Source organism: Sulfuricurvum sp. (genome assembly GCF_030691015.1).
Taxonomy (GTDB): domain Bacteria; phylum Campylobacterota; class Campylobacteria; order Campylobacterales; family Sulfurimonadaceae; genus Sulfuricurvum.
In genome coordinates this window covers 92,261-107,015 of sequence record NZ_JAUYFF010000010.1, presented here as the reverse complement: position 1 = coordinate 107,015, position 14,755 = coordinate 92,261, and the positions used below count along the sequence as shown (strand labels likewise).

At 44.4% G+C, this 14,755-nt stretch carries 12 protein-coding genes; 3 read left to right on the top strand and 9 right to left on the bottom strand.

The window, feature by feature from the left end; genetic code table 11:
* Window position 1: 1 nt before the first annotated feature.
* The 3 genes from Q8O20_RS07900 to glyQ form a co-directional block, all read right to left on the bottom strand.
* Window positions 2–1,021: a cytochrome-c peroxidase gene (locus Q8O20_RS07900; RefSeq protein WP_305530725.1), complete on the bottom strand. Its 1,020-nt coding sequence runs from the start codon at window positions 1,019–1,021 to the stop codon at window positions 2–4.
* Between the two features lie 68 nt (window positions 1,022–1,089).
* Complete coding sequence (locus Q8O20_RS07895) at window positions 1,090–3,333, bottom strand: AAA family ATPase (protein WP_305530724.1); 2,244 nt, start codon at window positions 3,331–3,333, stop codon at window positions 1,090–1,092.
* Window positions 3,333–4,214: a glycine--tRNA ligase subunit alpha gene (gene glyQ / locus Q8O20_RS07890; protein WP_304741485.1), complete on the bottom strand. Its 882-nt coding sequence runs from the start codon at window positions 4,212–4,214 to the stop codon at window positions 3,333–3,335. Before glyQ ends, Q8O20_RS07895 begins: the two co-directional genes overlap by 1 nt.
* Before the next feature lie 104 nt (window positions 4,215–4,318).
* Between glyQ and Q8O20_RS07885 the strand changes: the two genes are divergently transcribed.
* On the top strand, window positions 4,319–6,580 hold the full coding sequence (locus Q8O20_RS07885) for an ABC transporter substrate-binding protein (protein WP_305530723.1): 2,262 nt from the start codon (window positions 4,319–4,321) through the stop codon (window positions 6,578–6,580).
* On the opposite strand, the gene Q8O20_RS07880 is transcribed toward Q8O20_RS07885, so the two are convergent.
* The 5 genes from Q8O20_RS07880 to Q8O20_RS07860 are packed head-to-tail and all read right to left on the bottom strand — an operon-like array spanning window position 6,577 to window position 10,531.
* Complete coding sequence (locus Q8O20_RS07880) at window positions 6,577–7,434, bottom strand: DUF89 domain-containing protein (RefSeq protein WP_305530722.1); 858 nt, start codon at window positions 7,432–7,434, stop codon at window positions 6,577–6,579. The genes Q8O20_RS07885 and Q8O20_RS07880 overlap by 4 nt on opposite strands.
* Entirely contained in the window at window positions 7,431–7,904 is a 474-nt protein-coding gene (locus Q8O20_RS07875) for a DUF3972 domain-containing protein (protein WP_304741491.1), read from the bottom strand. Before Q8O20_RS07875 ends, Q8O20_RS07880 begins: the two co-directional genes overlap by 4 nt.
* A 48-nt stretch (window positions 7,905–7,952) precedes the next feature.
* Complete coding sequence (gene purE, locus Q8O20_RS07870; RefSeq protein WP_304741493.1) at window positions 7,953–8,447, bottom strand: 5-(carboxyamino)imidazole ribonucleotide mutase; 495 nt, start codon at window positions 8,445–8,447, stop codon at window positions 7,953–7,955.
* Window positions 8,448–8,472: 25 nt separating this feature from the next.
* Entirely contained in the window at window positions 8,473–9,765 is a 1,293-nt protein-coding gene (locus Q8O20_RS07865) for a U32 family peptidase (protein ID WP_305530721.1), read from the bottom strand.
* Window positions 9,766–9,814: 49 nt separating this feature from the next.
* Window positions 9,815–10,531: a chemotaxis protein gene (locus tag Q8O20_RS07860; protein WP_305530720.1), complete on the bottom strand. Its 717-nt coding sequence runs from the start codon at window positions 10,529–10,531 to the stop codon at window positions 9,815–9,817.
* A 73-nt stretch (window positions 10,532–10,604) separates the two neighbouring features.
* Between Q8O20_RS07860 and Q8O20_RS07855 the strand changes: the two genes are divergently transcribed.
* Window positions 10,605–11,384, top strand: a complete 780-nt coding sequence (locus Q8O20_RS07855) for a histidinol-phosphatase (RefSeq protein ID WP_305530719.1) — start codon at window positions 10,605–10,607, stop codon at window positions 11,382–11,384.
* Window positions 11,385–11,456: 72 nt separating this feature from the next.
* Window positions 11,457–12,887, top strand: coding sequence for a type I glutamate--ammonia ligase (gene glnA / locus Q8O20_RS07850; RefSeq protein WP_305530718.1), 1,431 nt, complete (start codon window positions 11,457–11,459; stop codon window positions 12,885–12,887).
* Window positions 12,888–13,053: 166 nt separating this feature from the next.
* Here the strand turns inward: glnA and pckA are convergent, their stop codons facing one another.
* Window positions 13,054–14,643 carry a phosphoenolpyruvate carboxykinase (ATP) gene (gene pckA / locus Q8O20_RS07845; protein WP_305530717.1) on the bottom strand — a complete coding sequence of 530 codons (1,590 nt, stop codon included), beginning with the start codon at window positions 14,641–14,643 and terminating at the stop codon, window positions 13,054–13,056.
* Window positions 14,644–14,755: the final 112 nt, after the last annotated feature.

Sequence of the window (14,755 nt, the reverse complement as noted above, 5' to 3'; positions counted from 1 at the left end):
TTTAGTTATTAACAACATCTACTTTAGGTGTTTTAGCGGTAGAAGCCGGCAACATCGGATAGATAACCGTCGGTTTTTTACCTTCTAACGCTTTTAGGAACGTTTCAATCTCTTCCGTCTCTTTGTCATTCAAATCAACACCGAGTTGAATACGACCCATCTCTTTAATCGCTTCGCTCAGCGTTGCGATTTGGCCGTTGTGGAAATACGGAGCGGTTTCGGTGACGTTACGCAATGTCGGTACGCGTACCATTCCGTTTTTGTCCCCTTTAAAATCACCCACATTCATATATTTATACGGAGCAACCGCACCGAATGCCTGCATCGTTCCACCGAGTGCGATATCGTTATGACACGTTGCACACCCTTTGTCGATAAAGGTTTTAAGCCCTTTTTGCTCTGCGGAGGTAAGCGCTTTTTTATTCCCGTTCAAGAATGCATCGTAGCGTGATGGGGTAACGAGAGTACGCTCGAATACGGCAATGGTATCGGCAACTTTCTCAAAAGTTACTTTGACGTCTTTGCCGTATGCTTTTTTGAAGGCGTTGACGTAAGTGGGGATAGAGTTGACAACATCTGTCACGAACTCTTTAGGAGCTGCCATTTCAGGTCCCGCTTGGATAGGCCCTTGGGCTTGGTCTTCGAGGTGAGGAGAGCGTCCGTCCCAAAACTGTTGGCTATAGAATACGGCGTTGTAAACGCTCGGAGAGCTCAAATGGTGAGGATTGGCCGTCCATTTGTGTCCGATAGCGGCAGACATACCATCCGTTCCCCCGAGTGAGAGGTTGTGACAGGTATTACAACTGATTAAACCGCTTTTTGAGAGGCGTGGCTCAAAGTAAAGCATTTTTCCGAGTTCTACTTTAGCCGCAGTAGTCGGATTTTTAGGGTTGGAGGTAAGCTTTTCGAGTGCTTTTGCGTTAGATGGAATCGGTTTTAAACCGGCTATTTTCGCTTCATCTGCAAGTGAAGCCCCCATAACGCTTGAAGCGAGAAGTGCGGAGATCATTAGTGTTTTCATTGTGAATCCTTGTTGTTTATGGATTAGAAGTGAAATTGTAGCACAAGTTAACTAAAGGAAAATTTTTATCATTTAGTTAACTCAAGCTCTTGCATAACGGTGAAACGTCTGGAGTGTTCCAATCGCCTGCACGCCGACTCAAATGCCCCCGGTTCTCCTACTACGATACAATGTTTTTTTGCCCGTGTGAGAGCCGTATAGAGGAGTTTGGTATTGAGCATTATATGGTGTGAAAAACTCATGATCATTACAACCCGCTCATACTCCATCCCTTGAACTTTATGAACGCTCAGTGCATAAGAGAGGCTGAGATAATCGCTAATTTGATCATATTTATAGTGGACAATGAGCTCTTCATTCGGGTAATAGACATAACAGAGTTCCTCCTCTTCATCAAGGCGAAAAATGAGTCCGCACATCCCGTTGAAAATTCGCCGTTCACTCGGCTCACACGATTCTTTAAACTCTTCGGGGGTGGTAGAGGGGAGGTTTTCATTTTTAGTGTGAACCACTTTATCCATCAGACGAAACTCCCCCTTAAACGTTTTAAGTGTTTTTTTCGGGTTGGGATTGAAATAGCTTTGCAAGAGAATATTGAGATTATCGACACCCAAAGCATTGGCGCGCATCGGGGAGATGACCTGAAAGGCACTGAGATATTCTCGGATTTGCTTGGAATGAAGCTTTTCACGAGATTCGGGGAGATATTCCAGTGTGACGGAAGCAACGGCGGCGAGGGTATTGTGGGCATGGGTTTTAAGTACCTCTTCGAACTCACTCGCACTAAGGGAGTTTTTCAGAGCGTGTCGATTGAGAATCTCCACCGCATGAAAAGTGAAATCTTCATAGCTTTCTTGATACTGAGGGATGATTCCTCGGCGAATATCGTTAGCGATCAAGGCGATAGCCTGATCGGGACTTTGACGATAAATCTGGGTTAGCATAATCGTCGGAGCAAGGTTTAGGGCAATCGCATCACTCAGAGGGCTTCCCGCACCGATAGGGGGGAGCTGGGCGTCATCTCCGACGATAATAACCGTGGCATCGCGCTCGATTTTTGCCATCAATCTGGCAAAGAGGAGAGAGTTGATCATAGAGGCTTCATCGATCAAGATCACCTTATAGGGCATAGTGTCATGTGATTCGAACCGCACCAGCAAGCTTTGGATCGTGGCACTTTGATAGCCGCTGCGCTCGCGTATCCGTTGAGACGCAATCCCGCTCAGAGCACAGGTCATAATAAGGCTTGGCTCATGTCGGGATGATAGAAGATCGAGGAGTGCTTTGGCTGTAGTACTTTTCCCTGTACCGGCATACCCCACGAGAAGAATAAGGCCGCATCCTTTGTTGATCAGCTCCAGCGCAGAATATTGCTGTTCTCCCAATTTCAGCGAATGGGTCTCACAAAAAGCTTCCAGATTATCGGTGAGAGGTTCATGGGACCTTTTTCCCCGACGTTTGAATTCGTTAATCAGCAGTGTTTCGGCTTCATAAATACGGGTCGGTGAGAGTTTGGTACTGGGGAGAAGGGTAATACTCCCTTCCCTTAGACGATCTTCAAGTGCTTCATCATATCGATCGTGTGCTCCCAGAGCCAAGAGTTGATCAAGTTTATCAAACAAAGCATTTCGGTCGATACAGCTGTTCCCCTCGGAATCGCAATATTCGCTCAAGGTGTACTCCATCGCCGCTTGGATACGACGGTCATCGTCACGTCGGATTCCCATATTCAGAGCGATTTCATCGGCCTTTTTAAATCCGATTCCGTTAATCCGCATCAAGCCGTAGGGATTATGTTTGATTGTTTCAATGGGATCTTTGACCTCCCTCAAAGCCCCTGCAATGAGGCGTAACAAAGCGGGGGTAACCCCTAACGGAGCTAAAAACTCCCCTAAAAGACGCATCGAACGAAACTGTTTCCACCCATTTGAGAGTTTGAGGAGACGTTTTTCATTCATCCCTTTGATTTCCATCAGACGTTCGATATCGTTATCCAAAATATCGATGAGACCGTCGGTGCCGTATTTCTCGATCAGATCTGCGGTGAGTTTTTTGGTAAACCCTTTAACGACACGGTTGAGAAAAAAGAAAAGTTCGTTTTGATTGACGATGAGAGCGTGGGCTTTAAAGGTTCGCCCGTGTTGGCGGTGTTCTTCCCATGAGCCTTTGAGTGTGATTGCTGCGTCTTTGAGATGATCAACGTCGCTTTCGTAATAGTGGGCGCTTATTTTATCACCGCTTTTCAAAGCGGCGATAAAGAAACCGTTGTTTTGGTAGATAATCCGATCGATTTGACCGATAAGGGTTTGCATTAGGCTTTTACGCGGAGGTTTCTTTCCTCTTCTTGTGATTTATACAATTCCGCGCACCCTTTGGCTAATTCGCGGATTTTGAGGATGTAGTTTGCCCGTTCGGTAACGGAGATCGCTTTACGCGCATCGAGGGTATTAAATGTATGAGACGCCATCATACACAGATCATACGCAGGGAGGGGAAGCTCTGCATCAAGACACCGTTTGCACTCGGTAGCTTTGGCTTCGAATTCGGCGAAGAGCATTGCCGTATCGGCGATTTCAAAGTTGTATTTGCTAAATTCAATTTCACCCTCTTTGTGGATGTCACGGTAGAGAGTCTTGCCGAATTTATTCTCACTCCACACGATATCAAATACTGTATCGACCCCTTGCAAATACATCGCAAGACGCTCTGTTCCATAGGTGATTTCAACAGCGACGGGATCACAGCTCACGCCGCCCACTTGCTGAAAATAGGTGAATTGGGTCACTTCCATACCATTAAGCCATACTTCCCAACCTAAACCCCACGCACCGAGTGTCGGTGATTCCCAGTTGTCCTCAACGAAACGGATATCGTGATCTTTGAGGTTAAGCCCGAGGTACTCCAAACTTTTAAGATAGAGTTCTTGGATATTTTCAGGAGAAGGTTTTATAAGGACTTGAAACTGGTAGTAGCTTCCCAAACGGTTCGGGTTTTCACCGTATCGTCCGTCTGTCGGTCGGCGGCTTGGGGCGACATAGGCTACCGACCACGGCTGTGAGTCGAGTGAGCGTAAAAAGGTGGCAGGATGAAATGTCCCGGCACCTGCGGCAATGTCATAGGGCTGAACAATCGCACACCCTTGCTCATTCCAAAATTGTTGAAGTTTTAAAAGCATATCCCCGAACGTAATCATAACAATCCCATTAAATAAATTGCGTCATTATACCAAAAACCCATCCTCAAAGGGTTTTTTAAAGGAATTCACCCTATTATGAGAACAAGAAATAGAGGGATATAATGAAACAGTATTTATTTTTGTTTTTTTTCTGCTTTGCATCCCTTTATGCACAGCCGCCTAGTGAAAAAGTTTCCGTTCAGTTGCAGTGGGCGGATCAGTTTCAATTTGCGGGATATTATGTGGCAAAAGAAAGAGGATTTTACCGTGATGCCGGATTGGAGGTAACTCTCCAAAAATTTGATCCGAAAAAACTCTCGGTCGACGAAGTGATGGCAGGGCGTAGCACGTACGGAATCGGGAGATCCTCCTTGCTGAATGATCGAATGGCGGGGAAAAATGTTGTTGCTTTGTCCGCAATTTTTCAAAGTTCCCCTTTTGTTCTCCTATCCCAAAAATCGGCAGATATCAAAACACCGCGGGATTTGAAGGGGAAGCGGGTGATGATGACCTCAGATTTCCAAGATACGATTTCGGTTCGTGCAATGCTGAATTCGCAAGATATTCGACTGGATCAACTGAAAATCATAGAGCACAGCTTTAATCCGATCGATATTATTAACGGAAAAACTGATGTTATGGCATGCTATATCTCCAATGAGCCGTTTGTTCTCAAAGAAAAAGGGATTGAGACCAATGCTATCAGTCCTGAAGCGTACGGTTTTGATTTTTACAGTGATATTCTTTTTACGTCTGAAGCTGAAGTGCGAAATCACCCTAAGAGGGTACGCGCTTTTGTCGATGCTACCCTTAAGGGGTGGGAGTATGCATTTGAGCATATTCCTGAAACGGCACAGCTTATACGAGAGCGTTACAACACTCAAAATAAGTCGTTAGAATCTCTTATCTATGAAGGAGAGGTTCTCAAGACACTGGCGTACCGAAGAAATCAGCCGTTGGGATCAATAACGGTCGATAAATTTCGTCGTATTTCGGATATTTACAAAGTAATGGGGATTGAGCAAAATGAAAAACGGTTAGAAGGGTTTGTTTATGATGATACCCATCAGACCGTCTTGATGAATGTGGATGAACGCTCTTTTTTACACATGAATACCATTCGCTATACCTCGACATTGACTTGGCCCCCTTTTAATTTTCTCTCAGAGAGTAGCCCTCCGCAGCTTCAGGGGATTGCGGTTGATTTTTGGAAACTGATTAGTGAACGAACCGGAATGAAGAGCTCTTTTATCCCCTCATCCACGTTGTCCGGTGTATTGGACGCCATTAAAACAAAAACGGCTGATATTACCTTGGGAACCTCTATCTCTAAAGAGAAAGAACCCTATGCCCTGTTTTCGAAACCGTATGCGTCGTTTCCGAATGTCATTGTTACGGGAAAAACGATAGATTTTATCCCGGGACTTAAAGCACTGGAGGGGAAACGGATTGCGATAACGGAAGGGTATAGCGTCGCGGAAGCGATCGGTGCAAAATATTCAAATATTACGATTGTAGGGGTTGAAGATACCCGCGAGGGGCTAAAACTCCTCAGTTCGGGACGCGTTGATGCCGTGGTCGATATTCTCCCTGTCGTTGCCTATCTTATCAATGCCGATCACCAGGTTAATCTTAAAATTTCGGGAACCACCGAATTTGATTTTGACGTTCGGATGATGATACGCAATGATTATCCTGAACTTAAAACAATTGTTGATAAAGCGATCGATTCGATTACGATTGCGGAGCGACAAAGAATTTTGAATCGCTATATTGCGATAACGTATGAGGATAGAGTTGATTATACATGGGCATATGTTGTTGTTATGGGCGCTTTTATCATTATTTCGATTTTTATTTATCGTCAATTTGAAATGGGAAAATACCATAAACGGCTTTTGAAAATGGCGACAACCGATCCTTTGACTGGATTGGCAAATCGCATCCGTTTGGATGAAAGGTTACTTGAATGTCATCAATTCTATGAACGTACCGGACGCGTGTTTAGCGTCATTATGATTGATTTGGATTATTTTAAACGGGTCAATGACACGTATGGCCATTTGATCGGAGATAAAACATTGGTTGCACTGACGCAACTATTGAGTGACAATATTCGTCATATTGATACGCTCGGACGATGGGGAGGCGAAGAGTTTATGATAATTTGCCCCGAAACTGAAATTGAAGGGGGAAAACAGTTGGCAGAGAAAATGCAATCGGTCATTGAGAAGTACGATTTCCCCCATATCCATACAATGACGTGCAGTTTTGGAATCAGTGAAAGCCGGAAGGGTGATCGGATTGAAAATGTGGTAGGGCGTGCCGATAGTGCTTTGTATCAGGCTAAAGCAGAGGGGAGAAACCGAATCTGTATCGCTTAAGAGAGTTTGCAGATAATATCACCTATCTCTTGATGGAGCGACATCGCCACGACGGAACATTTGACTTTGAGTAAAAAACAGATATCGTGCCGTTGCTGAGGCGTCATACATTCATAGTTCCCCATCCCTTTAGCGATAATCAGATCAGCATTGTCAAAAAGTTCTTGAGCTTCAGCGGATGCGAGATTGTAGACAAATCCGGGAGTAGGGACACCGCTATTCATCACAGAGCATATCTTCTCTATCCCCGCTTCATGCGCTTCTCTCAAAGTGACATCATTGATGATGGGATTTCCCCGTACCATATAGGTAATCGATAGTTGAGGATAGAGTTTTTGGAGGAAGCGGATCGCTAACGCATCAAAGATATGTTCTCCCGCATTGTCCCCGATATAAAGGAGTGTTTTGGCATGTGTGAGAGAAGCGCGTAATAGTTGAGTATCATCGTGAGCAAATGGGGTATTAAAGACCGACATAATTGCATCGTGCAGATCAAAAGTCACTTCGGCGGCGAGATCGATCACATTGCCGACGACGGCTGTTTTGAGAACGGCTATGAGCGGGTCATCACTGCTTTGGATTGTTTCTTCTAAAAAAGGGATATAGGTTTTAGCCTGCTCTGAGGCGTGTTGTTTTTGCTCTTTGTACAAATCATCGCTCTGAGCGAGAAGTGCCATTTGCTCGTATAGCGGTGCGGCGATGAGGGGTGGTGAGAGGGTAAAATCGGCATCGTGAAGGGCAGCTTCGACGTAGCTGATTATTTTTTCACTAAGCATTTCATCGGCATGAATCGCCTCGCAAACACGTTTACTTTGAGCCGCAATGCAGCTAATACACTCAGGCTGTATGGTCATTGAGAAGCGTGATCGTCGATGACTTTGCCCCACATCAGTTTGTATTTACGACGCATAAATTCAACCTCTTGTTGAGAGAGTTTGAGCTGTTCGGTGAGGGTGGCAATCGTATTGCGATCCTCTTCATAGAGTTCTTGGAGAGAGGAGAGGGCATCTTTGAGAAATTCATTCTCATTTTTGATCGATTCGATCGTCTCTTCTTTGGCAACGAGTACTTTTTCATGAAGATTGATAATGGTACCGATGGTTTTTTCCACAAAACTGGCACCCAAGGTAATATCCGCATGAGAGGCACTAAGTTCCTGCATCGTTGCGGGGACAAGCCCCTCCATCCCTTGGCCCGGGTCGATGATTACCTCTCCGTCTTCGATAAGGGTAGTGAGTTTGCCGCGTACTATTAAGGCTTCAACATCACTACGCTCCATATTTGTCATTTGTGCGTAGTCATCGATACTCATCCACCCTTGCATACTTCACCGCCTTCAAATTTTAAATACTATAGCAAAATGCGTACCTTGTTACAGGATAGTCTCAATCTCCAATGAATCCATTTCCACTTTTTTAGCTTTTGCAATGCGATCCTCTTGAAGTTTCATCCGTAACTCTTCGTTCTCGAGTGCTAAGATTTGCATAGCTAAATAGGCTGAATTGATCGCTCCCGCTTTGCCGATGGCGACCGTTGCTACCGGCATACCTGCCGGCATTTGGACAGTCGAGAGCAAAGCATCAATCCCGCTTAATGCTGAGGCGCTCATCGGTACACCGATGATCGGTTTGATCGTTTTAGAGGCTAAAACACCCGCCAAATGTGCCGCCATACCTGCTGCTGCAATAAAGATCTGTGCCCCTTTGGCTTCCGCTTTGACAATGTAGTCTTTAGTACGTTCAGGACTTCGGTGCGCCGATGAGATGATGAGCTCATACTGTACACCGAACTCTTCGAGGGTTTGTGAACATGATTGCATAACGTCAAAATCGCTTTTGCTTCCCATAATAATAGATACGAATTTCATTGAATTGACTCCTTAGGTTTTAAAATTAACATTTGGTGATGGTCCCCATATCTTCTGTAGCAGGGATACGGAAAAAAGTGAACGGAGGCAATGATGCGGGGAGTTTAAAGCGGTTGAGATTTCCGCTATGAACTTGATCCCATACTTTTCCGTTTTCGGCAAGAAGTTGTTTAAACGAAATATGCCATTCCCCATTTTCTTCCCAAATTTTTCCGATTTCATTATCAACCGCTTCGATAGGACTCCCCTCAGGAAAAACGAGTTCCATCGTATCGTTCGGAAATGTTTTATATTTGCATTCGAAATATTCGCCCGATTCATCCACAATCCCGCTCACCTGATGGGTTCCCATCATCATAGAGAAATCGAGATTTTGGGTATCGTGTTTTTCAAAAGGGCGGTTGATCAGATAGGCATCGGTAAATCCGCGATTTTGCATCGTGTTTAACTCTTTTTGATAACGTTCAGGATCACTTTCCCCCGCGTAATAATCATCGATGGCACGGCGATACACTTTAGCGGTAATAGCGGCATAATAAGGGGCCTTGGTGCGCCCTTCTATTTTGAGAGAGTCGATACATCCGCTATCTATGATCTCCTGAATGTGGGATGCAAGATTGAGATCTTTCGAATTCATGATATAGGTGCCGATTCCCTCATCTTCGACCAACTTGAAAAGAGTACCTGTTTCAGGGTTGGCGGCGTACATCTCATAGGGAAATCGGCAATCGTTGGCACAACTGCCACGGTTCGGAACCCGACCGCTTTGAAGTGTCGAGATTAAACAGCGGCCGCTGTAGGCAAAACACATGGAACCGTGGACAAATACTTCGATCTCCAAATCGGGGAGTTCTTCTTTGATTTGCCCCAGATCTTTCAGTGAAATTTCCCGTGCGGCGATAATACGGCGTGCACCCATATCATAATAGACTTGCGCATCGAGGACGTTCATAACATTGGCTTGCGTCGAGAGATGCAGTGGGATATGGGGGGCAATTTGGTGAGCGAGTTTAAGGACACCCGGTGTTGCCACGATAAAAGCGTCCGGCTCTAAGGATGCCATAGTAGCGATATGCTCTTTGAGAAGTTTTAACTGGGAGTTAAAGGGGAAACCGTTGATGGTAACATAGACTTTACGTCCCCGTGCGTGGGCGTAGTCAATCCCCTCTTTGAAGCTTTCCAAATCGAACTCTTTGCCTGAGCGTATACGGAGCGAAAAATGGCTCACTCCCCCATATACGGCATCAGCACCGAAGTCAATGGCAATTTTTAGTTTTTCTAAATTCCCTGCAGGGGAAAGAAGCTCCACTTTTTTCAATACGACTCTCTTTACAACATAAGTGGGCGAATTGTATCGTTTTCTTTATTTATTTTTTCCCAAATGAAGCTAATAATGCCTCAATATCATCGCTGTTGACAACATCTTCCGTTGTGCTGTCTCCAGGGAGATGGACGGCAGAACTAACCCGTTTGCTATCGTCGATTTTTCCGGCAAATAGATGATTCATATAGGTTGAGAGGGCACGCATAACGTTGATAACCCGCTCGATTTTTTGACGGTGTATATCTTGGTATTGCATAATATCCATTACGTTCATAATGGTGTCACCGCCGTTTTGAAGCATTTCAAGAATCCCTTCGAGATTCTCCATAGCCTTTTCATTTTCACTTAATTGGGTCTTAAAGGTATCTACATGAGGAAATTTTGTACTCAACGTAGTAAAAAGGGTGATATTTCCCCCGATGATCGTTTTAAGCGCTTTGATATCTTTTTCACCTTGGCCTAATTCATTGCTGATACCTTCGATAAGGTCAAATATCTCCGTTGCTTTTTGTTCGCTCTCTTTGGTGACATCGTCCAGCTGATGTACCATTTTATTATCATCCGTCGGTGGAGGCGGCGGCCAGCTGTGCATTGCGGAAACACGGTATTTATCAGGATCCATCTCATTGTAAGGCTCGTCGCTGAGTGTTTCATCCGCAGATACAGGAGCTTCGGCTAAATCTTCTTTTTCCTCTTCTTCGTATCCTACGTCCAAATCTATATCACCATTCATTAGCGCATCTAACTCTTCTTGCGTCATGATCTCTATCCTCAACGATTTAAAATTGCACTATAATAACATTAAAACCATTATTTTTACTTAGGGTGCATTCATGAGAGTCGATCTTCACAACCATACCATTTTATGCAATCATGCTACCGGAACGGTCGCGGAGTATGTGGAAGCCGCCATCGAATGCGGCACACAGTTTTTTGGATTTTCAGACCATGCTCCGATGCATTATGATCCCAAGTATCGAATGGGTTTTGATCAAATGGAACTGTACGAGTCTTGGGTCAAAGAGGCTGCGGAGCGTTACGCGGATAAAATCACCGTTTTATTGGGGTATGAGATCGATTATCTTCCCGGTTATATGGATGAAAACGTGTTGTCACGTCCGTGCGATTATCTCATAGGAAGTGTCCATTTTATTGATGACTGGGGATTTGATAATCCTGAATTTATCGGCCGTTATGCAGGGGTGGATATTGATAATGTCTATCGACGCTATTTCGGGCTGATTGAAGCGATGGCACTAAGCGGAGCGTTTGATATTGTCGGTCATCTGGATTTGCTCAAAGTGTTTAAATATCTTCCGACAGGGGATATTCGTCTCTTGGCGAATAATGCATTAAAAGCGATTAAACAGGCAAATATGACTATTGAGATCAATGCTTCAGGGTATCGAAAACCTATCGGCGAAGCGTATCCTTCCCCCCTTTTGATAGAGCAAATAGCTGAACTTGATATACCGATTACGTTCGGGTCAGATGCTCATTGTGTTGAACAAATCGGATTATTTGGTGAGGATGCTGAAACCCTTGCACGTTCATTTGGGTATGATAAATGTGCACTTTATCGGGGGAGAGATCGGGAAATGATTAAATTTTAATCATTCTAAACGTTTCAGTTTTTGGCAACTTTTGCTATACTGCGATACTTTAATTATTTTCAGGAGATTCGCATGGGTAAATTCGTAAACAGTGTCGACGAGTTTTTCAGTTTTTGTAAAGAGAATGACGTTCAGTTCGTTGACTTTCGCTTCACCGATATGAAAGGGACATGGCATCATGTTAGCTACCGTATGAGTGCAGTTAACGCTGGTCAATTTACAGGCGGTCTTCCGTTTGACGGTTCGTCTATCGATGCTTGGCAACCGATTAACCGTTCAGATATGCTCCTTAAACCGGATGCTGAATCGGCATTTATGGACCCATTTACTGCGGATCCTACCATCATTGTATTCTGTGATGTGTATGATATTTACAAAGGCCAAATGTACGAAAAATGCCCGCGTGCAATTGCAAAAAAAGCGCTTGAGCATCTTGCAAACGCAGGTGTCGGTGATGTTGCTTATTTCGGTCCTGAAAATGAATTTTTCGTATTTGATGATGTCAAAATTCGCGATGAAGCAAACTGTTCATATTATGAAGTAGACACCGAAGAGGGTGAATGGAATGATTCGAAATCATTTAAAGACGGTTTCAATACGGGTCACCGCCCACGTACTAAAGGCGGTTACTTTCCGGTAGCTCCGATTGATACAATGGTTGATCTTCGTGCAGAGATGATGTTGGCACTAGAGCAAGTAGGTCTTGAAGTTGTTCTCGGTCACCACGAAGTTGCACAAGGTCAAGGGGAAATCGGTATCGTTTTCGGCACCCTTGTTGAAGCAGCGGACAATGTACAAAAACTTAAATACGTTATCAAAATGGTAGCACACCTAAACGGTAAAACGGTTACCTTTATGCCTAAACCACTCTACGGAGACAACGGTAACGGTATGCACGTTCACCAATCAATCTGGAAAGACGGTAAAAACACATTTTATAAAGAGGGCGGCTACGGCAACCTGAGCGAAGATGCGCTCCACTACGTCGGTGGAATTTTTCACCATGCACGTGCGGTTGCAGCGTTCACGAATCCATCGACCAACTCATACAAACGTCTTATTCCTGGATTTGAAGCACCGTCTATCTTGACGTACTCAAGCCAAAACCGCTCTGCATCTTGCCGTGTTCCTTACGGTGCGGGTGAAAAAGCGACACGTATTGAAATGCGTTTCCCGGATTCAACTTCATGCCCATACCTTGCGTTTACGGCTATGTTGCTCGCAGGACTTGACGGTATCAAAAACAAAATGGTTCCGGTTGGCCCGATGGATGAAGATTTGTTCGAACTCAGCCTTGATGAAATTCGTGAAAAAGGTATTCCACAAATGCCACACACACTACGCGGTGCTTTAGAAGCATTAGTGCGTGACAATGAGTTTTTACAACCGGTTATGACTCCGTTGTTCATTGATACATACCAACACTACAAATTCGAAACTCAAGTATGGCCGTATGAAGCGCGTCCTACAGCGTTCGAATTTAAAACAACGTACTCTTGCTAAATTCTTTTTGACACAAGCATTTTTGCTTGCGTCAACTCTTCTCTAAAATCTCCCTATTTTCCCTATAAATATTTCATTCAAACTATAGATTTGTTTTGTTATCAAATGATTGCAGAATTATGTAGAGGAGTCTCTTCCCAAGAGAGATGTTGGGAAGAAAAAAAAGTTATGCGGTTGGAAGGTGCGGTCCGGCAGCAGAGTAGTCAAACTCACTTTGTCCGTCGGTATATTTTTGGAAATTTTTGATAAACAACGCAGCCAAGTTATCGCGCTGAACGAGATATGCATCACGATCCGCCCATGCATTACGAGGATTGAGGATTACAGGATCGATGGAACCGAGTGTTTTCGGGATATGGAAACCAAATGTGTTGGTGGTATCAAACTCACTTTCGTTGATACTGCCATCTAAAATAGCATTGATGCAAGCACGGGTATCTTTGATACTCATCCGTTTTCCGACGCCGTATCCGCCGCCGGTCCATCCGGTATTGACAAGATAAACATTAACAGCGTGTTCATCGATTTTTTCCCCTAAAAGCTTGGCGTATACCGTAGGGTGAAGAGGAAGAAACGCTTCTCCGAAACATGAACTAAACGTTGCAACCGGTTCAGTAATACCGCGTTCCGTGCCGGCAACTTTTGCCGTGTAGCCGCTGAGGAAGTAGTACATCGCTTGCTCTTTGGTGAGTTTACTTACCGGAGGGAGGACTCCGAACGCATCGGCAGATAGAAAAATAATATTTTTTGGATGTGAAGCCATAAGTGAAGGCTGGTGATTCTCAATATGTTCGATCGGATAAGAGACACGGGTGTTTTCTGTTTTAGAACCGTCGGTATAATCGACGATTCCGTCTTCGTCATAAACGACATTCTCTAGCAGTGCGTTAGGACGGATAGCATTATGAATCTCTGGCTCGCTTGAGGGATCGAGATTGATAACTTTTGCATAGCATCCCCCTTCAAAATTGAAAACACCTTCGTCATCCCATCCGTGTTCATCATCTCCGATGAGCGCACGTTTCGGATCGGTGGAGAGGGTAGTTTTACCGGTACCGCTAAGGCCGAAAAATAAGCAGGTATCACCTGCAGCTCCGACATTGGCTGAACAGTGCATGGAGAGTTTCCCCTCGAGCGGCAACCAGTAGTTCATCATGGAGAAAATCCCTTTTTTCATCTCTCCGCCATACCATGTCCCTCCGATAATACAGAGATTCTCTTCGACGCTAAAGAGGACAAAAACTTCAGAGTTTAATCCATGGTTTGCCCATTTTTCATTGACCGCTTTACATGCATTGAGTACGGTAAAAGAGGGTTTGAACGTTTCGAGTTCCGTTTCGCTAGGACGAATAAACATATTTTTTACAAAATGAGCCTGCCATGCGATTTCAGAGACAAAACGGACAGAGCGTTTGCTTGAAGCACTTGATCCGCAGAATACGTCGGTAATGTAGAGATCTTTTCCGGAGAGTTGCTCTCGGGCAACAACGAGGAGTTCATCAAAAATCGCTTTATCGATTTTTTTATTGACATCTCCCCATGCGATATATTTATTTGAAGGCTCTTGATTGACAAAATACTTATCTTTTGGGCTTCGACCGGTAAAAATACCTGTATCGACCATTGTCGCACCGTTGCTGGCGAGTTTACATTCACCGTTATCCAATTCGTGCCGGATCAACTCGTCGTAACTGAGGTTATGGAATAGTTTTCCACTGTTTTTTATGCCTAGCGTCTCAATCTCTGCGGAAATCATGGTTTGTTTTACCTTTTAGGGTTCATCGCTGTACTGTACAACGGTGAAGATTTAAAGCCTATGCTTCATTAACGGTGCGAATTATACGCCTTCAATTTATAAACGAGAATTA